This is a genomic window from Aridibaculum aurantiacum (genome assembly GCF_017355875.1).
GTDB classification, from domain to species: domain Bacteria; phylum Bacteroidota; class Bacteroidia; order Chitinophagales; family Chitinophagaceae; genus Segetibacter; species Segetibacter aurantiacus.
Map to the genome: position 1 here is coordinate 64,976 of NZ_JAFEWC010000004.1, position 24,814 is coordinate 89,789.

The following is a 24,814-nucleotide window of genomic DNA, read 5'->3' on the forward strand; positions in this document are numbered from 1 at the left end:
AGCTTTATTTTTTACCGCGCAACATATCGGAGCCAAAGCATTTTATATGACCATCAGGCCTGTTGGTAGCAATTCTTCTCATACCTGTAGAAAAGCGTTGCTTTTTTGCCTGCATTTTATCTTTTGCCTCTGTTTGAGCAAAATAAAGCCGGATCACTTCTTCGAGAACAATTGCTTTAGGAGCAAGTTTATGATTAGTGGAAATTATCTTTTTTAAAGATGGCAAAGCATCAACACCAAATCTTGATGCTACCTGAACAAAATCAACCTCCTCTTGGTGCAAACATTCATTGATCTGTTCAACCAGGTTCTGTTTCATGATGTATAGTTTATGCAGCTATGGTTTATTTAGAAAATCTTAAACAAAACCCAGGCCGCGTATACAGCCTGATTTTTAGCTAAGACTTGTAAAAGATACATTATTTCAGGAAGTAGCTGTTAAAAAGAAATTCGTAATCTTGAAAGCGATAAAACACCTTTTTTAAATTGTATGATACCTATAAGCACGATCATTTTAATTATCACTGTTCTTGTTTCTTATAAAGGTTTGAAAGACCATTCGTTCTACGACAGGTATTGCTTTAAAATAGCGCCAGTAATACATTACAAAGATTATAAACGCATTATTACTTCTGCATTTTTACACGTAAGCTGGATGCACCTGATTTTCAATATGGTAGCTCTTTATTTTTTTAGCAGCAGTGTAGAATTAGCACTTGGTCCTGTTTATTATCTTATTATTTATTTCTCTTCCATCATTGGTGGCAACCTGCTAAGTATGTTCATTCACAGGCACCACGATAGCTACAGTGCAGCCGGTGCCTCAGGGGCCATTTGTGGGGTAATATTTGCAGCTATTGCCATTATCCCGGGAATGAGTGTAGGCCTGTTTCTTTTGCCATTTAGCATGCCGGGCTGGTTGTTTGGATTGATCTATGTTGCTGTTTCTATTTATGGCATCAGGTCGAGGCGCGATAACATAGGCCACGATGCACACCTTGGCGGCGGACTAACGGGCATGTTTGTAGCCATTGCGTTACACCCTTCAGTCATTACTACCAATATTGTTACCATCCTAATTGTAGCTGTACCAGCTATTGCATTTATCCTGTTCATTATTTATAAACCTGAAGCATTGTTGGTAGATAATATGTTTTACCGCAGCAACAGTTTTTATACTGCAGACGACAAGTACAACCTGACTAAAAAACAAAAGCAGCAGGCACTGGATGATATACTGGAGAAGATCCACAAAAAAGGCATGAATAGCCTGACTGCAAAGGAGAAAATGCTACTGAAAGAATATTCCGAAAAGGCATAAAAAAAGGTTGCCGTGGCAACCCCTTACATAGGTTAGCAACTAATTTTAAACTTCTCTTCTGCTACCACCGCGAAGTAGTGCTACAAGTAGTAAAATAAATACAGCGATACCTACAACCCATACCCAAGGAGAACCAAAAAATCCTCCGCCGCCACTATTAGTATTTACGTTAACATCTAATTGTCCGCCTCCGCCGCCACCATCTTGTGCGAATGTTACAACAGAAACAAGTATTGCCATTAAAGCCATGAAAAATTTAGAAATGAAAGCCAGCGGTGCTGATTTTCTAAGAACGGTTTGCATGATATTGTTTTTTAAAAATGAATTAATTATTAGTAAATTTTTAAAATATCATGCCATATAATACATCCAGCAAACACCTATTAGATCTTCAAAGAAAAGAGCTCCAGGCCATTGCCTTTTCCTTTTAGTTCTACCATGCCTAATGCTTCAGTTTGCCAGGCTTTCAGATCTATAAGCTCACGCATTTCTTCCGAAATAATATACTTCTGGTTTAGCTCGCTACAAGCACTGCGAATGCGTGCCGTAGTATTCATAGTATCGCCGCTCATGGCAATATCTTTTTTGATTACGCCTATCTCTCCTACTGTTACATCACCTACATGTATACCTACCCTAAACTCAGGAATAACTCCATATTTCCGCCTGAAGTCTTCGTTGTGTTTTTGCAGGTTCTTACGAGCCTCAATCAATGCCGCCATACAACGCTTTGCATTCTTCTTATTGTTCACCCACGACACCACTACCTCATCGCCAACGTATTGGTAAATGTTTCCACCATGCTCAATGATAGCATGCGATATCTGGTGAATAAAATCGCGGATGAATTTGAAGTATTGCTGGTGTCCCAGTTTCTCGGCGATAGGCGTCGAATCTTTCAGGTCAAGAAACATAACAATACGTTTCTCAATTTTAGGCTCGATGTATTTTCCGATCAATATATCCATGAACACGCCCGGCGAGTACTTTTCATTTATCTCCAGTACCAGTTGCGTCATAAAGAATAGCCCCATCCAGTAGATGATCTTTTGCGTTAGCCAATCAGGCTGAAATGCATCTTGCCCATAGCGATGAAATGCTTCTACAACGCCAAGATCTAGGATGAAAACAATGTGGGCTGCATGAATGAGGTAGTTAACTATATAAGCCGCCACCAACAGTATAAGACTGCGAAGCAAAAAGCTAAGCCAGAGCGAATGACGCGTAAATAATTTTCGCAACTTAAACACCAGCAGGTAACCGATACCCAGGCTCATTACAAATAATAAAAACGAACGTAGCGCTATGGCTGATGCAAAGCTGTAGTAAGTAGGTTCGCTTCGCGTAAGCAGTACCACAAAATCTAAACACGTCCAGAAAAGTGATATATAAAAAATGAGCTTAAACCTATACCTGTTTACAAAGCTGAAATTGAAATATTGTTTCAGGGATTTCATATGCGGCTTTGCAAGTATTGATAAATTGTTCGTTGCGCATTGACGGGCTCACCTTCGGGTTGCAATTTTCGCTGCTCCAGGTTAGATGATAAAACAACAGCTTTATCTGTATCCGACCATTGTATATCAAAATAATCTACCAGCTCTTTTTTTATCGACAGGTTCTTTATTGATGTGCAAACCTCGATACGGTGGTAAAGGTTACGCGTCATCCAATCAGCTGATCCCATAAAGACCTCAGGATTATCACCTGCTCCAAAAATGAACAGCCGTGTATGTTCAAGGTACCGGTCTACTATTCTCTTCACGGTTATTTTCTCACTAACGGAAGTGATGCCAGGCATCAGGCAACATATACCACGCACCAGCAACTGAACCGGCACATTTGCCTGGCTCGCCTTGTACAACATGCTTATCATGTGTGGTTCTTCCAGGCTATTAACCTTTACGCGTATCAATGCATCTTCGCCCATAGAAGCTTTATGTATCTCCTGGTCTATCAGTTTCTCAAAGCGCTCCACCATATTAAATTGAGAGACCAACAGTTTATCAAACTTCAATCGCGGCTTTTGGTTAAGCTTGTTTTCCTTCTGCAGGTACTTAAACAATTGCAGCAGTTCATTTATGATAAAAGGATCTGACGTAAGGAGTACGTGGTCTGTATAAAACTGTGCAGTTATCTCATTGAAATTACCGGTGCTAAGAATAGCATAGGATACAACCTCCTGCCCATTTTTCTTTTTTATAAGTGCAATTTTAGAATGCACTTTTATATGCGGCATACTGTAGATGATCTTGATGCCGGCCTCACGCATTTTCCTGCTCCACTTTATATTATTAGCCTCATCAAAGCGAGCTTTCAGTTCTACAAATGCCGTAACCTTTTTACCATTTTTAGCTGCACTAATCAGTGCATTCACGATGTGAGAATCAGCAGCAACCCGGTACAGTGTAATATATATTTCAGTAACTGCCGTGTCAACTGCAGCCTGGTTAAAAAAAGACAAAACAGGATTGTACGAATGATAAGGAAGGTGCAGCAGGATATCTTTAGTATTTAGGATATTGAATATGTCGCCACAATCCATTTCATCCGTCAGCGGTAAAGGTTTTAGCTTTTGGTATTTCAGCTTTTTATCAAAAGTTGGAAATGAACCCAGGTCACTTAAATGATGATACCTGCCACCGGCAAACATTTCTTCAAACTGAAGATCAAATGCTGAAGCAAGGAATAGCTGTACATTTCGCGGCATTTCCTGCTCGTATAAAAACCTGGAAGGCGGACCATAATCCCTTTTCTTTAATTGCTTCTCAATTTTGTACAGCAATTCATCATTGTATTCATCTTCTAGTTTCAATTCAGCATCACGGTTGAATTTTATACTGTATGTTCCTGCTATTTCGCAAGCCGGAAATACGCAATTCAAATTTTCCCGGACTATATCGTCAATAAAAATTACATATTGATAATCTTCCAAAGGTGAAAGAACAAAAAAGCGAGGTAATTTATCTGAAGGAATATTTATGACTGCATGTCGCAAGCTGATATTATCAGAACCCTGTATGGTTACTACCAGGTACAGGTGATTATTCTCAGGAACAAAACGATGTTTGAAATTACCTTCAAGGTATAAAGGCTGAATAAACGATAGTACCTGCGAAAGAAATATTTCTCTTATTTCACGAATATGCTCCTCGCGTATTTTTTGCTTGTAATAAAAGATAATCCCTTCTTCTTTTAAGGCAGGCAAAATTTGATCTTCTAGAATGCGTCCGAAATAATCCAGCTGCCTGTTTATTTCGCTTTGCATTTTACCTGGCACGTCTTCATTATATCCATTACTTACCTGTGCCTGTATTTTTGTATTTAATTTTGAAAAAGCAAAAATGGAAGGATATCGGACTCTAAAAAATTCATCAAGATTAGATGAAAAAATAGAAAGAAATTTTACCCGTTCAAATAAAGGAACATTGTTGTCAGCAGCTTCCTGCAAAACCCTATAATTAAATCCTAACCAACTAAGGTCGCGATTGTAAAGCATCTTAATTAATTGTTTATAATGGTGTACCCGAAGAATTGGTTATCGTTCCTTCGGCAGCATCATTTAGAAAAACTGCAAGACCAAAAGCCACTACGGAAATAATAATTCCAAACATGAAAATATTATAAGCCCACCTGATCAATTTGTATTTACGTGCAAGCACCACCCCTAGTTGGAAAATATCTTTCACCAGTGATCCATATAAATATGTTGGATCAATCATCATCCTACTCATTGCTTGCTCGTACTGTGAAAGTGAAGTGCGGTGGAAATTACCAAAAAATAACAGGTTCACTTTTTTATCAATAATGTCCTGGTCACTAAAGGTTCCTTCACTTACTTTAGGCCTGGTAGCAAGAATTGCTACAACAATAGTAACTACTGAAAATGCAAGAAATATAACTGTTGGAATGGTGAGGTAAGTATCAACCTGCAGACGCCGTAGCAGTACCGATAAAATAACTGAAATAATAATTGCATTTACAGAAATAAGGATATTGGCTTTTCCATCTGCCATATCACTTAGGCGCATATGGTTTTCTGATGTTAGCCTCAGCATTGTTTGGATGCCTTTTGTTGTAAAAGCATTCTGCTTATCTACCAATTCATCTTTTGTACTTACTTCAGCAATTTCATTAAGATCTTTTTTCAGCTTCTTTAAATTCTTTCTCTTTTTTTCTGTCAGCAATTCTTTGCAGTAGGTAGTATAATATTGGTGATTTTCCAGTAGCTCAATTGCCTTTTGTTGCCACTCTTTTTTACTACCTGCATTGCCCCGCAACCTGAATTCTTCGTACACCAATTTATTAGTGATATTAAATTCTTTCGTGCCGAGATTGTAAGTATCTGCATCGCAAATAATCTGCTGAAGCAGGTTCACCGCTTTCCTGTTTGGCTTGGTAGCCAGAATACATTCTTCAATTGTGTTTACCAGGTCATCATCCTGCGTTTGCATGCGCATAAATTCACGCATCAATTCTGCACTTTTTTCCTCATGGCGCGCCGGCTCTTCAAATAAGTAGCCAGTATCATGAAACCAGGCAGCTACATAAAGTACCACCATATCATTTTCTACCAGGTTGTAATGTGCAGCTATTTCTTTCGTTCTGTTAACTACACTTTTAGTATGCTGCAGGTTATGGTACACCAGGTTAGGATCGTGTACCCTGCCGTACATATCTGTTACATACTGCTCTGCATTCTTATATATCTGATTGTAATCCATGTTCTGTTATTAAAATGTTAGGTTGAACTTAGTACCAAGAGAAAAATTAAAAAGTTTCTCTTCCTGTGAAAAACCAATAGTGGCTGAAATAAGCACTGCATTATAAGCAGCATAATAAAAGCCACCGCCATACGAGTTGTGCCATCTTTTTGAATCTTCGCCACGCATCCACACACGGCCCAGGTCGTTGAAAGCAACTACACCCACTGCCCCAGGAAAGATGTACGATGTGGACTGGAATAACCTGTAGCGTAATTCCAAGCTGGTATAAAAAGCACCAGAGCCGGCAAACCTGTTCTTTCTAAATCCTCGGAGGAAGTTGTTCTGGCCCAAATTCATAGCCTGGAAATATTCGAAGTTGCGGGTAAAGATGTGGCCGCCACCAATCCTCAATACAGACATAAGCTTAGCTGGTTCTGCCAGGCTTGAATACACCGTCATGTCGGTAGTAAAGCTGGTAACAGGCGCACTGGCTTTATTTAGCCCACCTACTGAAGTAAACTGTGTAAGCCAATAAACACCACGGGTAGGGTAAAGCTGGTTATTCAGGTTGTTTACCAAAGCCATGAAACGTCCACCGAAGTAAGATTTATTACTGTAAACATTTACAGAATCAAGCCCTATCATTCCGGGGTGAGAAAGTATCCTGTTCTCGTTGTCCTGTGGTCGGTTCCAGTAGTGGTAGAAATACGGACCAACACCATAAGTAAGCACAGAGTTAGGTCGGCGGCCTAACAGTGCTTCGGCCTCCACGAAATTGTACCGCACACGGTAGAAGCGCCTGCCAAGCTGTATATCGTTCTCTGAATTGTTTCCTAAACCAAAGAAGTTGTTCAATACAGGCTTTACGATCTGGCCATTCAACAACAGGTCGTTTTTACCAAGCACCCTGTTGAACTGGCCATTGTACCGCACCTGGTAAGAGCCCCTGTTTACAGCAAAAAGGGACGTCAGTCGTTGGTGTGTGGCAAAAGGCTCTTTTCTAAAGCTGTGGGTTGTTTTAGAAAAACCAATACCTACCAATGGACCATCTTCTACGTTATACCCAAGATTTAACTCCGGCAGGTTGATGCGGTTGTACTCGTAACCTGTAGGAGAATAATCATGAATGGCAGGTTCAGCTGAAAAACGCTCTCTAACCTTCGCGCCATTTTTAATAAAATTCTTTTCCGTCTCCAGATCATATATCAAAGCCCTCACGTTCCCCTTCACATCAAAAGTGTCATTCCCTCTTCCTCCTATTATCCTGATCTTGATATTTGATGTAGCATCGGCATCAATATCATAATAGTCATCACCGTTCAACCCGTACAACCTGATCTCTTTGGTAATTGCATCATGAAATTTGCGGTCGTAAAGAACAGATGTAGTATCCTGTTGATTTTTAGAGTAAACCCTAACCTGTACCTGGTCGCCTACTTTACTTACTTTAAAATATTCATGCTCGTTGCTACCTACTATATTCACTTCTTTTGCCAAAAAGTTATAGTACTGGAGCCCGGCCTTCATCAACTGGTCGCGCCTGCTGCGAATTTTTTCTTCAATCAGTGAGCCTTTTAGTGCATATACCTCTTTTGGCATCTTTTGCACTGCATCTCTTATCACCTGGTCTGAAAGCTGCGACTGAAAATTGCTGATCGCCTTTTGCCAGTCATTGCGTTCCAGGTTATTCAGAAACAAACGATCGAAATCGCGTGCCCAATACGAAAGCCATTTTACATTGCGTATGTCTTTTCTAAAACCCTGGAGAAAAGGCATCCTGTTAGCAGAAACAGCTTTTATCAAAAGTCCATCGGATACTGAGAAAGCCTGGTCGCGGTCGCGGGGAATTGGTATGTACAACTTTCCTTTTCCTGTATCTCCTACTATAAACCGCCATTGATCAAAGTGGCGATCCCAGTCAGCGATCAATATATCAAGTAAACGTGCACGCAGCACGGCCTGCTGGTCTACCGTATGATCATTGTCCTCCCGCATTTTACTTATCACCTTAGCCGTACTTCTTGTATCCACCAGGCTTGCCACTGGCTCACGCTCCTCGAACAAGCAGATCTTATTGGCAAACACCTGTCGGTACTCACCAAAATCATTGTCGTTAGGTACAAAATAGATTTTTGGAGAAGCTACCACCACATTGGCTGCCTTAGCCAGTGGCGGTACTATCACCGGCGAATAAGGATGAGCAGTAGTAACAAAATCCTGCAAATAGTTTTGGGCGGCCGTTGCCCTGAAATTTGCAGGCAATAGTTTTTCCAGGTCTTTATCTATTGTTCTAAGAACATATTCCTTTCCATTCTTATCTGCCAACCGCAACGACTTCGTTTGTTTTCCTCCACCTATACTAACAGGTTTTAGTCCCAGCTTCCTTATTTTAAATACAGGTAAGCGAACCGGCGTTGCCCACTCTTCACGGTAGTTGTCACCATTAAAAAACCGTTTCAATCCTGATGCATTGTTGTAGCGTGGATTGGCAGAAATGGTAATGCTATCTGCATTGAAAGGAACATAAACGATCCTTACCGTATCCTCGAAACGCAGTGGTGGCAATTTCGAAAAATTGAACAGGTTAGAATCATAAGCCAGCCTTGTGTCTTCACCCGTTACATTGTAGAAAGAGGTACGAACGTTTTTGTTTTTTGAGATCTCCAATACTGCGTAGCCCAGTGTATCAGATACATATAAACTATTGCTGCCGGGTGAAACACGGGTTTCCTTGCAGCCAGCGCCACTTACTATATAGTAATAAGTAGAGTCTTTTATCAGCTGCTGGTTATGCTCATGGCCTGCAACAAAAATGATATTAGGATGCTGCTGCGCCACTTTTGATATAGCATTCACCATGTTTACATAGGTAGGGTGCTTCAGGTCTTGCGGCGTACCAAACACACCGCGGGCTATTGGGTAAATAGAGCCTATACCCGGCAGCGGCACGTACAGGTTCTTCCTTATATCAGTTAGTGGAAATATGTGCGATTTCAAAGGGAAATATCCACCATGAATGCCGTAGCTTTTGAACGGGTGGTGCGTAGCAAGTATCACCAGCTTCTTCGAATGTTTAGCGATCAGGTCTTCCAGCTGGCTGAGTACCTCTGTTTGTGTTTTGTACGGACAATCTGACTCTATGCCGGGTTTCTCCCAACGGTGTAGCCACCATTGTGTATCCAACATGATCAAAACCACTTCATCAGAAAGTGATACTTCTACAGGACCAGGGCAGCCGTCTTTTGGTTCAAAGCTTACTCGTTGCTTAGCTCCCAGGTTATCTATTAGTTCCTGCTGGCGCTGTACAAATTGCAACCCGTAGCGGCTGCTATTGTTCCAATCGTGGTTACCCGGAATCATATAAACACGTGCAGCTGTTCCCCTGTTTACCTGTACCTGTGTATCTAGTACAGCACGCAGTTCCGTGTAAGTCAGGTCCTGCTCATCAGGCAAACCATCCAGGTACAGGTTGTCGCCCAGGTATAGAACGGTTGTCTTTTTGTCGAGGTTTATATTCTTCCGCACCGACTCAATCACCGGCTGTTTGCCATTGAACAATTTACCAGCGTCGCCTATTAATACCAATCTTGCCTGTATGGTATCTGCTTGTGCTACGCATATGGCAGAACAGAACATACTCACTAAACCGGCGGCAAGTTTCTTCATGGAATGGATGGTTTACTTTTAAAAATGAGAATATTACCTGCACCTACTTCTGCTGCTTCGTTAGAAATAAGCATGTCACCGGCAGGTGTGAAGTTTAAACCTTCAGGTTGCTTGAACCGTGCTGGATCAAGGGGAATAACATCTTTTATTTTACCATCCCGTTCTGCTATCACCAGGCATTTATTTACAGAAGATACGATGTAGAGGTCCTGTGTGATTGGATGTATAGCTGCAGCAGAAGGTTTAAATTTCTTTTCCTCGCTGTTAAGGGCTGCTAAAACCTGTTTGCCAGAAATGGTGAAATAAGGCGAAGCACTAAAGGATTTCGTGTCAAGATCATAAGCATAGGCAGTCACCTCTTTCTTATCCGATTTACAATCTTTGCAGATCACTACCAGCTTGTTGGCAGCACTATCGTAGTACAAGGTTTCAAACTCATTCTTGCCTTCTACCGGCAGTTTAAGTTCTTCTACATCCAAAGAATCTGAAGCATATATTCTGAAGCGGGTAAGATTGCCGTTGCTATGTAATGCGTAAAAGGTACTATCAACTAAAGCCAGGTCTTCGTAATCAGCATCTTTAGAAAACTGCCAGCTTTCAATTCTTACTTTATTCCTTATATAAATCTTATACAACAGACCCAGTTCATCGTTCACGGCAAAAACACTGGTGTCTTTAGGATAATAAACCACTCCCGATATTTCGTCCAGCTCTGTTTTTAAACTTACTACTACTGGTGTGTGGATGTCGTAGCCAGCAATATCAGGGTATTTTTGTTTACCGCTCAGCATATTGCACGACGACAATAATGTCCATCCTGTAAGCAACAGCAGGTTAGCTATTTTCAAAAATCTACACATAGGCATATGAATTCCGGCAGCTGTAACTGCACCTTATAAAGTCAAATCTTTTGCCGCCAATGCGGCGCTGATTCTTAGCAGCTTTGACAGGAAGAAAACCTAAATATGTATGTGTTGGGGAAGTTTTTCTACAGTAGAAGCGGGTGTAGGAAAAGCTGAAAAATATTGAATAACAATACTATGTAAAAGAAAATTGCTTGCGGAAGGGCTCAGCTTAAGACAAACCGGTAGCCTATCCCTTTCATGGTTAATATCTCCACCGAAGGATCATCTTTAAAATATCCACGCAGCTTTGTGATGTATACATCCAGGTTCCTGCTATTGAAAAAACTGTCATTACCCCATAGAAGATTTAGTATCTCGCGGCGGTCAATCACCTTGTTGCGGTGCTGCCACAGGTACTTTAGCAGCTCGCTTTCGCGGTAAGAAAGCTTTCTTTCTTCATCACCAAAAGTAAGCACCTGCCGGTTGGTGAAATATTGGTAGCGGCCAATTTTTACAGTTTCTGCAACTGGTTCTGCTGCGCCATTACCATTATTAATGATGCGCAGCAAATTCTCGATCCGAACAATGAGCTCCTCCATGCTGAAAGGCTTGCGGATATAATCGTTGCCGCCTGTTTTAAAACCTTTCACCACGTCCTCTGTCTGCACTTTTGCGGTTAAAAATATAATAGGAACGTCCTCGTCTATCTCCCTTATTTCTTCGGCTATATCAAACCCGTTTTTGTTTGGCAACATCACATCAAGGACGCAGATGTCTGGCTTATACTGCTTGTAAGATTGCACCACCTTTGCCCCGTCTTCCTCCATCAGCACATCAAACCCTCTCATCTCCAGGCTTTCCTTTACTATTTTACCCAGAAAGGTTTCATCTTCTACATATAGAACTTTTATGACTGGCATGGGTTGATGTTTCTTGTATTTTTTCTGATGATGCTACTATTAAACTTTAGGAAACTGAACGACGAATGAGCTTCCTACTCCCGGCACACTTTCTACTTTTATAGAACCACGGTGCTGCTGCACTATATGAGCCACATAGCTCAGGCCAAGGCCATAGCCTTTAATGTTGTGCTTGTTGTGCATCGGCACGCGGAAGAACTTTTCAAATATCTTGTCTTTAAACTCGGGCTGTATGCCTATCCCATTGTCCCTGACCATAAGTTGCACAACTTCTTCCTTGGCTTCTATTGCCACCTCTACCTGCAGGTCTTCTTTACAATATTTAATAGCATTATCGAGCAGGTTGTAAATAACGCTGGTGATGTGCAGCCGGTCTCCTTCCAGGTGAAAATTCTCTCCTGAGGTATTGAAGCTTACCTGGCCCTTGCACTTCTCAAATTGAAGCCGCATGCTGCCCAACACTTCCTGCACCAGCTGCCTTAGATCAACCCGCTCTATATTAAGTTCAACGTCCTTCTTCTCAAACATGGAGAGCTTGAGGACTTTATCAACCAGCAACGACAACCGCTGCAGTTCAGAAGAAGAGATATCCAGGTATTCTTTTGTCCGTTCCGGATGATGGAGCGCATTAAAACTCTTCATGGCCTCTATCGCCACGTTCACAGTAGCAATAGGTGTTTTCAGTTCGTGGGTAATGTTGCTGATGAACTCGTTCTTCATTTCGGCCAGCTGCTGCTGCGCTAGTACGTTCCTGTACATTACTATAAAACTTGCGACAGTAAAAGCAACCAGCAAAATCGAGAGTGCCATCTGCGGGCCGATCTTCCCGAAAAGGTATGGCGTGAAGGAGTTAAATTGCGCCTGGTAAAAATTAGGTTTCACCATACCAACAGGCACGGGAGAAGTAGCAAGTACAGTGGAGTCAATTATTATCTCATTCTTCTTTTTGTCTTTGTACTTAATGATGTTGAAAGGCACTTTGATGCCTGATTTTGATAATTCTAACTGGTAGGCAGAATCCAATTTAGCCATGGATAGTGTATCAGCAAACGCTGTAGTGGTAAAAATTCTTATCGGCTGAGCTGGCTTCTTTAATACATCTTGTGCCTGGTCATCGCTTTCCTTAAGAGCTATATTGTTTATACGTATGGTGGCTTTTGCAGGTGCTTTTTCAATAGTCTTTATTGGTTCTGGTGGCTGTACTTCCTGCGTATGCTTCATCACAAACCTTGTGATCGTATCGCCGTTAGCACGCATTTCAAGTATCCGTTTTTGCACCTCCTGTAACAGCGAATCCGAATTTTTCACCAGCGATGAATCTCCCTCCAACCGCCTGTACATTACCCGCATCTGGTTTCCTGGTTCTACATTTCTTTTTGTTATCTGGAAATGAGCAGCCGCAGGTACAGTATCTATCCCCAGTTTCTTTACCTCATTTTGCTGCGGATCTTTTAGCTGAATTATCACCTGGTTTGGTAGCGTGTCACCTTTTTTACCGGAGGCCACAGCCTTCCGTTTCATCACATTGATTGCTTCTACATTAAATAGATTTTCGCCCGCCTGCTCAAAGAAGCTTGTATCCATTTTAAAATTTGCCACCTGCACTTTGTAAACGGCCTCCCTGAACACCACATCAGCCTCCCGCTGCAATGCGCTCTTCTCATCATTGTATAGCCTCGATATCCAGTAAACCTGGAAACCGACTATCAGCAGGATGGTAGCCACCATCATTGCCCGTGCTATATGTATCTTTTGCTGCGCTGTCATGTACAAAAACAAATGTAGCCGAAACCAAAAGCATTCACTCCCGCCGTTAACCTTAATTAACCTTGTTGCAACCATACTTAACCCTGCTGCCATGGCTGCCACTTTACATTTGCTCAAGAAAATTTTACCGCATGAAAAAGATACTAATTGCTATTACTGCCGTACTCTGCAGCCATACTTTGCTTGCCCAAGTAAAAGAAGGGACCATTCTTTATGAAAGAAAGATGGATATGCACCGACGCATACAAGATGAGCAAATGAAGGCGATGATGCCACAGTTTCGTACCAGCAAACACCAGTTGTTGTTTAGCGACAGTGTCTCAATTTATAAAGCTGTGCAGGAAGAAGAAGCTCCGGACCCATTTGCCGATGGCGGCGGCAATAGAGTTATGTTTAGAATGTCTGCCGGTGAAGGCGAGCAATATCGCAACTTCAGCAATCAACGGTTTATAGAAAGCCGGGAATTGGGTGCTAAAACTTATATCATAGAAGATACCATACGCCAGCAACCATGGAAGCTAACGGATGAAACAAAAACCATACTGAACTACAGCTGCAAAAAAGCTACACGTAAAACAGAACGCGGTCAAGAGGTGGAGGCGTGGTATACCGAAGCAATACCTTGCCCTGCCGGACCAGAAGGATTTGCAAGTTTGCCAGGTGCTATACTGCAGCTAAACATCAATAATGATGAAATAGTGTATGTGGCTACAGCGGTGTCAGATAAGGTAAATGCTAAAGAACTGAAGGAACCATCTAAGGGTAAAAAGGTAAATCGTGCAGAATTTGCCAAACTTATGCAAGAAATGTATGGCAGTCCTGGCCAGGGCGGAGGCAACAGGGTAATAAGAATAATGAACTAGTGATTAAAGAAAAATGGCAGCCAATTCTAAGGCTGCCATTTTTTAATTTAGCTGGTGGGCTGAGTGGCCTCACCCGGATTGTTTCTTCGTTGACTGTTGTTTTCGCTTTGTCTATTGTTACTGTTTTGCCTGTTGTTTCCTCCCTGCCTGTTGTTCCCAGCTTGCCTATTGTTTCCACCCTGGCCGCTACCGCCGCCTTGCCTGTTTCCGCCGCCCTGGTTGTTTCCACCTTGCCGCGGGTTCCGGAACTGCTGGTTAGGTCTCTTGTTTTTTCTGTAAGCAACAGGTTCATAAGCTGGAGCTTCACCAAAATCAGCTGGCACTGGTGGCTTTTCTACTTCGCCTACCAGTTCTTCTATTCTCTGAAACTTTCGCTGCTCTAGCTCGTTCACAAATGTAATGGCGACACCGTCAGTTTGCGCCCTTGCAGTACGACCTATCCGGTGCACATAATCTTCGCCATCGTTGGGCACCTCGTAATTTATTACCAGCTCTATATTGTCTATATCTATTCCTCTTGACAAGATATCGGTAGCTACCAAAATGCGCAGCCTGCGATTAGCAAATGCTGCCAGCACTTCCTCGCGCCTATCTTGCTCCAGGTCCGAATGTATCTCGTCAACCGAAAGTTTGGCCGACTTCAATAGCCTCGTCAGGTCTTTTACATTGTGCTTCTTGGAGCAGAATATGAGAACGCTACTGTAGCTGGTGGTAGAAAGTATATGCTTGATCAGCGGCAGCTTCTGTTTTTCGTACACCACGTAAGCCTGTTGGTGAATAGACTTAGGCGGAGCCGAAACAGCAATGTTGATCTCCACCGGGTTCTTCAAGATCTTGCGGCTAAGCTCGCGAATACGCGAAGGCATTGTTGCAGAAAAAAGTAGCGTCTGGCGGGTTGCGGGCAGGAATGATATAATCTTCATGATATCATCATTGAAGCCCATGTCCATCATCCGGTCTGCTTCGTCCAGCACCAGGAAATCAAGTTTTTGCAGTTTTACATAACCCATAGCCAGGTGGCCAATCAGCCTGCCCGGTGTAGAGATAACTATATCCGCACCTTTTGAAAGTGCCTGTTTTTCCTGCACAAAGGATGCTCCGCTTCCACCACCGTACACTGCAATATTGCTGATTGGGGTGAAATAAGATAAACCTTCCAGGTTCTGCGATATCTGTATGGCCAGCTCACGTGTAGGAACGATGATAAGTGCATTGATGTGTTCATGCTCCGGCATGGAGATGATCTTATGAATGAGCGGCAAAAGAAAAGCTGCCGTTTTACCAGTACCTGTTTGTGCAGAGGCTATTATGTCCTTGCCTTCCATGATGTGAGGGATCACCTGTTCTTGTACCGGTGTAGCATCTTCAAATCCTGTATAATAGATGCCTTCTACAAGGCGTTCGTCAAAACCAAATTCAGTAAACTTCAAAATATGTATTTAATAATGCCAAATATACGTATAGAAACACAGGAGCAGAAGGTAAGGCAGAAGGAGCAAGATGTATTTATCAAAGAATTAGCCTACACGCATTGGCCTGATTCTTATACCTATCTAAAAAAACAAACAATGAAACCAGTGATGATACGCCTGGACTTGGCAGGAACTACAGTGCATGTAAATGCCAACCAGATACTTTACTACTATGCAAAACAGCGCGATGACGGGCAGGTAGTGACAGAGCTTTTCTTCACTGAAAAGTTTGGGATAGAGGTGAAAGAGACGCCTGCTGAAATAGATGGGCTTATTAACGCCAACACGCTGCTAGGGTAGAACGAAAATTGCGGCTGATTTCGGGTTTGGATGCTGGATTTCTAATACTGATGATGCCTGGTGACCATAAATCTAAAATCCACAATTGCTAAATCTAATATCCTTTGGCATATTTTTTACGCAGGAAAACCTGTACGAAAACTTGAATTATGCTTGACAAACAAGATGCAGGAGACAAACAAAATTTGTCAAAATCAACCGATGATGACAAATACCTTCCGATAGACCCGGGCCAACAAAGTGAAGTGGGGCTAAAAATAGAAACACCCATTGTAAAACGCGATGAAGGTATAAGTGAGCAAAGCGCTAAATGGGAAGATGCCCAGGAACGCGGAGGCATAGGTGAGTCTATCATTCCTGAAGAAGCAGAACAATACATAAAGGATCCTTCGCCAGAGGAAATGGCTCATGATGATAACAAAGACAAGAAAGACTGGAGCTTTATGAAAGATGGAGAACGAACGCCTCCTGAAAATAACCCGGAGGATATAAATAACGAAAGCCTGTGATCATCATAGGCTTTTCTTTTACAGCTATTCCTCCCTTTTCATATAAATGTTTACCTTAAGATTAGATGCATTTGATCCAAAACAAACTTGCTATTGTAACAGGCGCCAGCTCGGGCATAGGGAAAGCAATTGCTGCCGCCCTGCTAGGTGAAGGCACTATAGTAGTGAATGCAGATATTGTTGCTCCACCAGATCCTCCTTCTTTGCCCGGTTATCATTTTGTACCTACCGATGTAACCAACGCAGCTAGTGTGAACGCGCTGTATAGCAAGGTGCACGAGCTGGGTGTTCCAAGCATCCTTGTTTGTAATGCCGGCAAAGGAATTCATGAGAAGCTGGGTGAGGGAGACCCGGAAAAGTGGGCACGTGTAATAGACCTGAACATCACCGGCACCCTGCGTATCCTTCGCAGTTTTCTTCCTGCTCTCACCTCTGGTACAGAGCCTGCCAATATTATTTTCATTTCTTCTATTGCTGCAAAAAGTGCTTACGAATATGGTGGCGTATACGCTGCTACCAAAGCTGCTGTTAATATGATTGCTGAAACCTTACGCTTAGAAACGAAGGGAAAAGCACGCATAACAGTGATAGCCCCCGGCGTGGTGGACACAGGCTTCTTCAGCAACCTGGAGAGCGGCCAGCTAGATGTGGAATCTATCGGCCTTGGAGCGCTCGATCCGGCTGAAGTAGCAGAAGCTGTTCTGTATGCAATTTCCCTCAAACCTGCGCAGGTACTGAATTATATTGAACTCCGGCCTATCCTCCAAGTGCCTTGATTTACAACGTGGAACGATTTTTTAGAGGTAGTAGAAGAACCTGCTAAACAACCATTATAGATGAGTAAAAAAATACTGATTACCGGGGGCGCCGGCTTTATTGGATCTCACCTTGCCGACGAACTATTAGAAAAAGGATACCAAGTAAGAGTGCTGGACAACCTGAGTGAACAGGTTCATGGCAAGAATTGTGAAAGACCCGAATACCTGGACCCTGACGTAGAATTGGTAGTGGGTGATGTGCGCGACCCGGAAAAAGTGAAGCAGGCGCTAAAAGGAGTAGATGCAGTATATCATTATGCAGCTATGGTGGGTGTAGGTCAGAGTATGTACGAAGTAAAAGAGTACACTGATGTAAATAATATAGGTACAGCAGTACTCATGGAAGCCCTGATGAACAACCCGGTGGAAAAACTGGTGGTAGCATCAAGCATGAGTATCTATGGCGAAGGTTTGTATAAAGATGCATCTGGAGCCATCAAAACTGGGCTGGAGCGTAAACTGGACCAGCTAAAGCAAGGACTATGGGAAGTACGCGACGCAAAAGGAACCGTTCTTAATCCTTTTCCTACGCCTGAAACAAAACAACCTTGCCTTTCTTCAGTTTATGCTTTGAGCAAATACGACCAGGAGCGCCTTTGCCTGCTGCTGGGTAAAGCATATAACATTCCAACTACAGCGCTACGTTTCTTCAATGTATATGGTACAAGGCAAGCCCTTTCAAACCCATACACTGGCGTGTTGGCCATATTTGCTTCCCGCCTGCTCAATAACAATTCGCCAATGATATTTGAAGACGGCAACCAGAAACGTGATTTTGTGCATGTATCTGATATTGCCCGTGCCTCACGCCTTGCTATGGAAGTTCCTGAGGCGGATGATGAGGTCTTCAACGTAGGCAGTGGCAATTCATATACTATTACTGAAATAGCTGAACGCATGTCAGCTGTTATGAACAAAGAACATATCAAACCACTTATAACAGGTAAATATCGCGTAGGCGATATCAGGCATTGTTATTCTGATATAACCAAGGCAAAAGAAATTCTGGGTTACGAACCACAAATTACTTTGGAAAACGGGCTGGAAGAGCTGGCTCAATGGCTGGAAGGACAAACAGCTGAAGACAAGGTAAACGAGGCAAGTAATGAATTAGCTGCCAGGGGACTTACTGTTTAATCCATTAAATCAAAACCCGTATGTTAGACAACACCGTAAACAAAATAAACGGCACCATGCCTGGAAAAGTAGGGGTGGTTCAATGGTTTCATATAAATCAATACGAAGAAGTGGAGCGTACGCTTGCCGACCTCGACAAGCTTGGAATAAACCTTTTACGCACTAATATATCATGGGCAGATTATCATCGTCCAAACGGCAAAGAGTGGTATGACTGGCTGTTCAAGACAATTGGCAACAAAGTAGAGATCCTGCCTTGTATCCTGTATACACCGCCATCCATTGCCGTTAAACCTAAATCATCTGCTCCTCCGCAAAATCCACGTGATTATGCGGATTTTGTAGATAGGATCATCAGCGAATACGGCCAGTATTTCACTTATGTAGAGCTTTGGAACGAGCCTAATAATACTGCCGAATACGACTTTACAATAGATCCTGATTGGGACATCTTTTGTACCATGATTGGCGCAGCTGCTAATTGGGCTAAACAATGCGGCAAGAAAACCGTCCTCGGCGGCATGAGCCCTATCGATCCAAACTGGATGCAACAGATGTTTCGCAAAAACCTGATGCAATACATTGATGTGGTAGGTGTACATGGTTTCCCTGATGTATTTGATTACAACTGGGAAGGATGGCAGCCCGAACTACAGAAGATACAGCGTGTGCTTGACGAGAATAATTGTAAAGCAGAACTTTGGATAACAGAAGCCGGTTTTTCTACATGGCAAAAGAACGAGAAGAAGCAGATGAAGGAATTTATTTCCGCTGCAGAAGCTGGTGCGCCTCGTATGTACTGGTACGGCTTGCGTGATCTTTCTCCAGAAATGGCTGCTGTAGACCGCTTCCATTTAGACGAACGCGAATATTATTTCGGAATGCAACATGCCGATGGCTCTGCTAAGTTGCTGTTCACCATGCTGGCTGCTAAGGGTATTGAAGGCCTGAAGAAGTACCAGTGGATGACAGAACATATCGTAGGCAAGCCTCCAGAAGAAAAATATACATTAATAACAGGCGGTGCCGGTTTTGTAGGTACCAACGTGGCTGATAAAATTTTATCATCCGGCAAGCCAGTTATGGTTCTTGATAATCTATCGCGTGCCGGTGTTCAGAACAACCTTTTCTGGCTAAAAGAAAAGCATGGCGACAAGCTGCAGATCATGGTTGCTGATATACGCGATCGTGCCTCAGTGACCGCGGCTGTACAAGGTGCCGATATGGTTTTCCATTTTGCAGCGCAGGTGGCGGTTACATCCAGCCTTACAGATCCTTTCCATGATTTTGAAGTGAATGCACAAGGCACGCTCAACCTGCTGGAAGCCATCCGCCGTTCAGCACATCAACCGCCAATTGTATTTACCTCTACCAATAAAGTGTACGGCGACCTGCACGACCTGGGCATCATTATGAACGGTACCCGCTACCACCCGGAGAACCTGCACTTCCGTAAGCATGGTATAAGCGAAGAAAGAATACTTGACTTCCACAGCCCTTATGGTTGTACAAAGGGTGTAGCCGATCAATACATTTTAGACTACGCAAGAACCTTTGGACTTAAGACTGTCGTATTCCGCATGAGCTGTATTTACGGTCCACACCAGTTTGGAACAGAAGACCAGGGATGGGTGGCGCACTTCCTCATCCAGGCGCTAAAAGGCAAGCCGATCACTTTGTACGGCGATGGCAAACAAGTACGAGATATCCTGTTTGTTGAAGACCTGGTGAACGCATTCCTGCTGGCACAGGAAAACATCGACAGCATAACCGGCAACGCGTTCAATATGGGTGGTGGTGTAGAAAATACCATTAGCCTGTTGGAACTGGTAGACCTGATAGGAACAATCTCTGGCAAAAAACCAGAAGTGAAGTTCGACGATTGGAGACCAAGCGACCAGAAGTATTATGTGTCTGACTTCAACAAGTTTACAAAAGCAACCGGGTGGACACCAGCCTTTAGCACTACAGAAGGTATCAAACGTTTGTACGACTGGCTGCAGGAAAATGCAGACGTTCCGCGCAAAGCCAAAGCACCCGTTAAGAAATTACATAACCCTTCAACCAAACTTACCGTAGTTAAATGATTGCTGCTGTTTTAACCAACCCCGGATCCTTTGAATTAAAAACAACCGCTAAGCCTGCCATACAACCCAATGAAGTACTTGTACAGGTAGCTGGTTGTGGCATCTGCGCATCCAGCCTTCCGTTATGGGAGGGAAGAGAATGGTTTCAATATCCTGTTGCTCCCGGCAGTCCCGGTCACGAAGGCTGGGGCCTGGTAGAAGCCATAGGCGACGAGGTGCGTACAGTAAAGACCGGTGATCATGTTGCCTTTCTTTCCGGTCATGCCTATGCAGAATATGATGTTACCAATGAGAATTCACTTGTAAAACTTCCAGCTTCCTTACAGGGCAAACCTTTTCCTGGTGAGCCTTTGGGATGTGCCATGAATATCTTTGAGCGCAGCGATATAAAAGCCGGTGACACCGTTGCTGTTATTGGAATTGGTTTTCTTGGTGCGCTGCTTTGCCAGCTGGCAAAACATGCAGGCGCCAAAGTCATTGCTATTTCACGCCGGCAATATTCGTTGGATTATGCAAAACAATATGGAGCTGATGAGCTCATTCCTTTAACTGCCACTTGGGAGGTTTCTAACAAAATATCCGAACTAACTGGTGGTGCTTTTTGCGACCGCGTTATAGAGGCTACCGGCAAACAGGAAGCCATTGATGTAGCTACCGAAATAGTAAGCGAAGGTGGTCGCCTCATCATAGCTGGTTACCACCAGGATGGTCTGCGCCAGGTAAACATGCAAAAGTGGAACTGGAAGGGGATTGATGTGATCAACGCACATGAGCGTAAACCTGAACGCTACCTGCACGGTATGCAACAGGCTGTTACCGCGGTAGAAAATGGCGTCATTCAACCTGGTGCACTTTACACAGATCTACTATCAATGGATCAACTGGCGGAGGGTTTCAAAAAAACTTCTGCACGACCCGACGGTTTCATGAAAGCAATCATTACGCTGTAGAACCACGATTGCAGTAATTGGAAGGATTGCTAGGAAACGTGATGATTAGTTCACACATCTTTCAATCCTAACACGGTTGTTGAGATCAGCTAATAATTCTTTACTCAGCATCCTTGCGTCGCACACTTGTACAGCATATCTTATATCAGCAGAAACAAACCTAAATCATCCTACATGTCGACTGCAACCTTATTTGAACCAAACATAACTGAAAGCGAAAATGTAGTTGCTTCAGTACCTGCAGCAACTGCCAAACCCAAACTAGCCTTTGTGGGCGTAGGCTGGATTGGCCGCAACCGCTTGCAAGCCGCTGTAGATAGTGGGCTTGCTGAAGTAACACTCATCTCCGATCCTTCTGAACAATGTTTGGAAGAAGCAGGCAAAATTGTTCCCGGCTGCAAGACAACACAATCTTTTGAAGAGATACTGGCTGATCCTGCAGTGGACGCTGTAGTTATAGCCACACCTAGTGCATTACACAAGCAGCAGGCAGTACAGGCGTTTGAACATAACAAAGCTGTTTTCTGCCAGAAGCCATTAGGCAGAGACGGCACAGAAGTACACGCCGTAGTATGGGCCGCAACCAAAGCAAACAGATTATTAGGCGCCGATTTTTCGTACCGCTACACTGCAGCATGGCAAGCCATCCTGCCCATACTTCATTCCGGTGAACTAGGCAACATCTTCTCTGTTGATCTCACTTTTCATAATGCCTATGGCCCTGATAAGCCATGGTTCTACAATATGAATCAATCAGGCGGTGGTTGTGTACTCGATCTTGGTATTCACCTGGTGGACCTGATGCTTGTAGGACTACAATTTCCTGCTGTAGATAAAGTAGACAGCAGGCTGTATGCTAAGGGTACACCTGTTAAAGGAAAAAATGAAGTAGAGGATTTTGCTGCTGTTACCATGGACCTTGCTAATGGCACGGTTGCTAAACTCAACTGTTCATGGAACCTGCAGGCAGGACAGGAAGCTGTGATAGAAGCAACCTTCTATGGCACCAATGGTGGCGTAACGATGCGCAACATCAATGGCTCATTTTACGACTTTGAAGCCGCTCGTTTTTGGGGTACCAAAACAGAAGTTTTAGCCTCGCCCCCTGATGCATGGGGAGGAAGAGCCCTTGTAAAATGGATAGAACAACTTTCATCAAGCAATGCTTTTAATGAGCAGGCAAAAGAATATTTACAATCAGCAGAAATACTAGACAGGATATATGGAAGAAAATAAACCAATCAAGGTATTGATGACCGCCGACACCGTTGGCGGCGTGTGGACGTACAGCATGGAATTATGTAAAGCCTTAGCTCCTCACAATGTGCAGGTAGCATTGGTAACCACAGGTGCGCGCCTGGCGCCATGGCAGTGGGATGAGGTGATTGCCTTGAGCAATGTAAAAGTGTATGAGACGGATTACCTGCTGGAATGGATGGAGAACCCGTGGCGCGATATAGACGAAAGCGGTGATTACCTGCTCCAGTTGGAAAACGATTTACAGCCTGATATCATTCACCTGAATTGTTATGCTTATGGATCTTTAGCATGGAAAGCGCCAGTTGTTATGGTAGCTCATTCCGATGTTTATTCATGGTTCATTTCAGTAAAAAATGATGATCCGCCAGCTGAGTGGAACGAATACTTCTTCAGGGTAAAAAGTGGATTAGAAAAAGCAACCCTGGTGGTAGCTCCATCCAGTGCTATGATGGATTTTGTTACCAATATCTACGCGCCTCAAACAAACAAGCAGGTCATCTACAATGCACGGCAGCCGCAGCTTTTTAGCAGGGCGCAAAAGCAAGAGACCATCTTTAGCATGGGTCGCATTTGGGATGAAGCTAAGAATGTAAAGCTGTTGGTACAGGCGGCAAAAAACATCAACTACCCGATAAAGATTGCTGGTGAAGCTGCTTTTGAACATAATGTAACGGATGTATACAACCCGCATGTAGAGTACCTGGGTAAGCTTAACAGCACCGATATTTCTAAAGCGCTTTCTACAGCATCTATATATGTTCTGCCGGCGAAGTATGAACCATTTGGTCTGTCTGCATTAGAAGCCGCTCTTTCTGGTTGTGCACTGGTGCTGGGAGATATTCCTTCACTGCGGGAAGTATGGCAGGACAATGCCGTATATGTGCCAACTGATAATGAAGAAGCATTGGCTGATTGCATCAACAATCTTATGAGCAACAAAATGCTTTTAGAAGAATATGCTTCTAAAGCATTTGCACATGCGCAACAGTTCACTCCTGCTGCTATGGCCCGGCAATATATGCAGGTTTACCAGCAACATATACAACTACATCAATCAACAGAAGCAAAAGCTGCATCATGAACATAGTAATGTTTTACCACTCGCTACTAAGCGATTGGAACCATGGTAATGCACACTTCCTGCGTGGAGTGGCAACAGAACTAGTAGAAAGAGGCAACGATGTAAAGATCTACGAGCCAAAGAATGGCTGGAGCCTTGCCAATTTGGTCAACGATTATTGTGAAGAGGTGATACAGGAGTTTCATCAACACTACCCGCTCATAAATAGTATAGCCTACGATCCTGCTACCATCAACCTTGATGAAGTACTTGGTGATGCTGATCTTGTGATTGTTCACGAGTGGAGTGATCATGCGCTGGTGAAATCAATAGGTGAGGCAAAACAGAAGCACAACTTCAAGCTGCTCTTCCACGATACACACCATCGTGCTGTATCCGAAAGAGAAAGTATGAAAGCATATGATCTTACCCATTTTGATGGCGTACTCGCTTATGGTGAAGTAATACGCAAAATCTACCTGGAGCAGGGCTGGACAAAGAAGGCATGGACATGGCACGAAGCTGCTGATACCAATGTTTTTAAACCCTTGGCCTCTGATGGTTACGAAGGTGATTTTGTATGGATAGGCAACTGGGGCGATGATGAACGCACCAAGGAGCTGCATGAATTTATTATTGAGCCAATAAAAGAGCTGAAGCTAAAGGCTAAGATATATGGCGTTCGCTATCCTGATCATGCACTGCAGGCACTTGCCGATGCAGGCATTGAGTATGGTGGCTGGCTGCCCAATTTTAAAGCACCAGAGGTATTTTCTAAATATCGTTTTACTGCGCATGTACCGCGGAGGCCTTATGTAGAGTCTCTGCCGGGCATTCCTACCATCCGCCCGTTTGAAGCTATGGCTTGTGGTATACCTATGATCTCTGCTCCGTGGAATGATGTAGAAAACCTCTTCACGCCTGGTGTTGATTTTCTTACTGCTACCAACAAAGCGGAAATGATCAGTCACATAAAAAGTATTTTGTCAGACGATGCACAGGTAGAGGAGCTGACAAGCCATGCTTTACAAACTATACAGAAACGCCATACCTGCGCTCATCGTGTAGATGAACTGTATGCAATATGCGAAGAGCTAAACGTGAACAATATTTCAACACTTACAACTGCATAA

Annotated in this window: 21 protein-coding genes; 11 read left to right on the forward strand and 10 right to left on the reverse strand. The window is 43.3% G+C overall.

Features of this window, described 5'->3' with window-relative positions; all coding sequences use genetic code 11:
- Positions 1-4: 4 nt before the first annotated feature.
- The gene (locus J4N22_RS18555) at positions 5-319 is read right to left on the reverse strand and encodes a hypothetical protein (protein ID WP_207497075.1); all 315 of its coding nucleotides are present in this window, start codon (positions 317-319) and stop codon (positions 5-7) included.
- 171 nt (positions 320-490) lie between these two features.
- On the opposite strand from J4N22_RS18555, the gene J4N22_RS18560 reads away from it, so the two are divergent.
- Positions 491-1,321 (forward strand): rhomboid family protein, encoded by an 831-nt coding sequence (locus tag J4N22_RS18560; RefSeq protein ID WP_207497076.1) that lies wholly within the window; start codon positions 491-493, stop codon positions 1,319-1,321.
- A 45-nt stretch (positions 1,322-1,366) separates the two neighbouring features.
- Here the strand turns inward: J4N22_RS18560 and J4N22_RS18565 are convergent, their stop codons facing one another.
- From J4N22_RS18565 to J4N22_RS18600, 8 genes are all read right to left on the reverse strand, one after another.
- Entirely contained in the window at positions 1,367-1,624 is a 258-nt protein-coding gene (locus J4N22_RS18565; protein WP_207497077.1) for a hypothetical protein, read from the reverse strand.
- Positions 1,625-1,704: 80 nt separating this feature from the next.
- A complete protein-coding gene (locus tag J4N22_RS18570) occupies positions 1,705-2,778 on the reverse strand; it encodes an adenylate/guanylate cyclase domain-containing protein (RefSeq protein WP_207497078.1) in 1,074 nt (357 codons plus the stop codon).
- On the reverse strand, positions 2,775-4,820 hold the full coding sequence (gene ppk1 / locus J4N22_RS18575) for a polyphosphate kinase 1 (RefSeq protein WP_207497079.1): 2,046 nt from the start codon (positions 4,818-4,820) through the stop codon (positions 2,775-2,777). Before ppk1 ends, J4N22_RS18570 begins: the two co-directional genes overlap by 4 nt.
- Before the next feature lie 13 nt (positions 4,821-4,833).
- Positions 4,834-6,045, reverse strand: coding sequence for a Pycsar system effector family protein (locus J4N22_RS18580; protein WP_207497080.1), 1,212 nt, complete (start codon positions 6,043-6,045; stop codon positions 4,834-4,836).
- Between the two features lie 9 nt (positions 6,046-6,054).
- Entirely contained in the window at positions 6,055-9,693 is a 3,639-nt protein-coding gene (locus tag J4N22_RS18585) for a BamA/TamA family outer membrane protein (protein WP_207497081.1), read from the reverse strand.
- Positions 9,690-10,553 (reverse strand): SdiA-regulated domain-containing protein, encoded by an 864-nt coding sequence (locus tag J4N22_RS18590; RefSeq protein WP_207497082.1) that lies wholly within the window; start codon positions 10,551-10,553, stop codon positions 9,690-9,692. The genes J4N22_RS18585 and J4N22_RS18590 overlap by 4 nt, the downstream gene beginning before the upstream one ends.
- A 209-nt stretch (positions 10,554-10,762) precedes the next feature.
- Entirely contained in the window at positions 10,763-11,458 is a 696-nt protein-coding gene (locus J4N22_RS18595) for a response regulator transcription factor (RefSeq protein WP_207497083.1), read from the reverse strand.
- 39 nt (positions 11,459-11,497) lie between these two features.
- Complete coding sequence (locus J4N22_RS18600) at positions 11,498-13,225, reverse strand: sensor histidine kinase (protein WP_207497084.1); 1,728 nt, start codon at positions 13,223-13,225, stop codon at positions 11,498-11,500.
- Between the two features lie 131 nt (positions 13,226-13,356).
- Between J4N22_RS18600 and J4N22_RS18605 the strand changes: the two genes are divergently transcribed.
- Positions 13,357-14,088, forward strand: a complete 732-nt coding sequence (locus J4N22_RS18605; protein WP_207497085.1) for a GLPGLI family protein — start codon at positions 13,357-13,359, stop codon at positions 14,086-14,088.
- Positions 14,089-14,135: 47 nt separating this feature from the next.
- Here J4N22_RS18605 and J4N22_RS18610 read toward each other — a convergent pair whose 3' ends face one another.
- The gene (locus tag J4N22_RS18610; protein WP_207497086.1) at positions 14,136-15,518 is read right to left on the reverse strand and encodes a DEAD/DEAH box helicase; all 1,383 of its coding nucleotides are present in this window, start codon (positions 15,516-15,518) and stop codon (positions 14,136-14,138) included.
- A 3-nt stretch (positions 15,519-15,521) separates the two neighbouring features.
- Here J4N22_RS18610 and J4N22_RS18615 point away from each other — a divergent pair, with 3 nt between their 5' ends.
- The 9 genes from J4N22_RS18615 (at position 15,522) to J4N22_RS18655 (ending at position 24,814) form a co-directional block, all read left to right on the forward strand.
- Complete coding sequence (locus J4N22_RS18615; RefSeq protein WP_207497087.1) at positions 15,522-15,860, forward strand: hypothetical protein; 339 nt, start codon at positions 15,522-15,524, stop codon at positions 15,858-15,860.
- A gap of 149 nt (positions 15,861-16,009) precedes the next feature.
- Positions 16,010-16,369 (forward strand): hypothetical protein, encoded by a 360-nt coding sequence (locus J4N22_RS18620; RefSeq protein ID WP_207497088.1) that lies wholly within the window; start codon positions 16,010-16,012, stop codon positions 16,367-16,369.
- A gap of 65 nt (positions 16,370-16,434) precedes the next feature.
- On the forward strand, positions 16,435-17,145 hold the full coding sequence (locus tag J4N22_RS18625; protein WP_207497089.1) for an SDR family oxidoreductase: 711 nt from the start codon (positions 16,435-16,437) through the stop codon (positions 17,143-17,145).
- A 60-nt stretch (positions 17,146-17,205) separates the two neighbouring features.
- On the forward strand, positions 17,206-18,324 hold the full coding sequence (locus J4N22_RS18630; protein ID WP_207497090.1) for an SDR family NAD(P)-dependent oxidoreductase: 1,119 nt from the start codon (positions 17,206-17,208) through the stop codon (positions 18,322-18,324).
- A 20-nt stretch (positions 18,325-18,344) separates the two neighbouring features.
- A complete protein-coding gene (locus J4N22_RS18635; protein WP_207497091.1) occupies positions 18,345-20,411 on the forward strand; it encodes an NAD-dependent epimerase/dehydratase family protein in 2,067 nt (688 codons plus the stop codon).
- Complete coding sequence (locus tag J4N22_RS18640; RefSeq protein ID WP_207497092.1) at positions 20,408-21,361, forward strand: MDR/zinc-dependent alcohol dehydrogenase-like family protein; 954 nt, start codon at positions 20,408-20,410, stop codon at positions 21,359-21,361. Before J4N22_RS18635 ends, J4N22_RS18640 begins: the two co-directional genes overlap by 4 nt.
- A gap of 174 nt (positions 21,362-21,535) precedes the next feature.
- Entirely contained in the window at positions 21,536-22,597 is a 1,062-nt protein-coding gene (locus J4N22_RS18645; protein ID WP_207497093.1) for a Gfo/Idh/MocA family protein, read from the forward strand.
- Positions 22,584-23,702: a glycosyltransferase family 4 protein gene (locus tag J4N22_RS18650; RefSeq protein WP_207497094.1), complete on the forward strand. Its 1,119-nt coding sequence runs from the start codon at positions 22,584-22,586 to the stop codon at positions 23,700-23,702. Before J4N22_RS18645 ends, J4N22_RS18650 begins: the two co-directional genes overlap by 14 nt.
- Entirely contained in the window at positions 23,699-24,814 is a 1,116-nt protein-coding gene (locus J4N22_RS18655) for a CgeB family protein (protein ID WP_207497095.1), read from the forward strand. Before J4N22_RS18650 ends, J4N22_RS18655 begins: the two co-directional genes overlap by 4 nt.

Bases quoted from the DNA above. Each gene is read 5' to 3' on its own strand.
- J4N22_RS18565 (WP_207497077.1), bottom strand. From the start codon at position 1,624: ATGCAAACCGTTCTTAGAAAATCAGCACCGCTGGCTTTCATTTCTAAA.
- J4N22_RS18625 (WP_207497089.1), top strand. From the start codon at position 16,435: ATGCATTTGATCCAAAACAAACTTGCTATTGTAACAGGCGCCAGCTCG.
- J4N22_RS18615 (WP_207497087.1), top strand. From the start codon at position 15,522: ATGTATTTAATAATGCCAAATATACGTATAGAAACACAGGAGCAGAAG.
- J4N22_RS18605 (WP_207497085.1), top strand. From the start codon at position 13,357: ATGAAAAAGATACTAATTGCTATTACTGCCGTACTCTGCAGCCATACT.
- J4N22_RS18560 (WP_207497076.1), top strand. From the start codon at position 491: ATGATACCTATAAGCACGATCATTTTAATTATCACTGTTCTTGTTTCT.
- J4N22_RS18580 (WP_207497080.1), bottom strand. From the start codon at position 6,045: ATGGATTACAATCAGATATATAAGAATGCAGAGCAGTATGTAACAGAT.
- J4N22_RS18635 (WP_207497091.1), top strand. From the start codon at position 18,345: ATGTTAGACAACACCGTAAACAAAATAAACGGCACCATGCCTGGAAAA.
- J4N22_RS18650 (WP_207497094.1), top strand. From the start codon at position 22,584: ATGGAAGAAAATAAACCAATCAAGGTATTGATGACCGCCGACACCGTT.
- J4N22_RS18630 (WP_207497090.1), top strand. From the start codon at position 17,206: ATGAGTAAAAAAATACTGATTACCGGGGGCGCCGGCTTTATTGGATCT.
- J4N22_RS18595 (WP_207497083.1), bottom strand. From the start codon at position 11,458: ATGCCAGTCATAAAAGTTCTATATGTAGAAGATGAAACCTTTCTGGGT.
- J4N22_RS18600 (WP_207497084.1), bottom strand. From the start codon at position 13,225: ATGACAGCGCAGCAAAAGATACATATAGCACGGGCAATGATGGTGGCT.
- J4N22_RS18640 (WP_207497092.1), top strand. From the start codon at position 20,408: ATGATTGCTGCTGTTTTAACCAACCCCGGATCCTTTGAATTAAAAACA.
- J4N22_RS18645 (WP_207497093.1), top strand. From the start codon at position 21,536: ATGTCGACTGCAACCTTATTTGAACCAAACATAACTGAAAGCGAAAAT.
- ppk1 (WP_207497079.1), bottom strand. From the start codon at position 4,820: ATGCTTTACAATCGCGACCTTAGTTGGTTAGGATTTAATTATAGGGTT.
- J4N22_RS18585 (WP_207497081.1), bottom strand. From the start codon at position 9,693: ATGAAGAAACTTGCCGCCGGTTTAGTGAGTATGTTCTGTTCTGCCATA.
- J4N22_RS18570 (WP_207497078.1), bottom strand. From the start codon at position 2,778: ATGAAATCCCTGAAACAATATTTCAATTTCAGCTTTGTAAACAGGTAT.
- J4N22_RS18620 (WP_207497088.1), top strand. From the start codon at position 16,010: ATGCTTGACAAACAAGATGCAGGAGACAAACAAAATTTGTCAAAATCA.
- J4N22_RS18555 (WP_207497075.1), bottom strand. From the start codon at position 319: ATGAAACAGAACCTGGTTGAACAGATCAATGAATGTTTGCACCAAGAG.
- J4N22_RS18655 (WP_207497095.1), top strand. From the start codon at position 23,699: ATGAACATAGTAATGTTTTACCACTCGCTACTAAGCGATTGGAACCAT.
- J4N22_RS18590 (WP_207497082.1), bottom strand. From the start codon at position 10,553: ATGTGTAGATTTTTGAAAATAGCTAACCTGCTGTTGCTTACAGGATGG.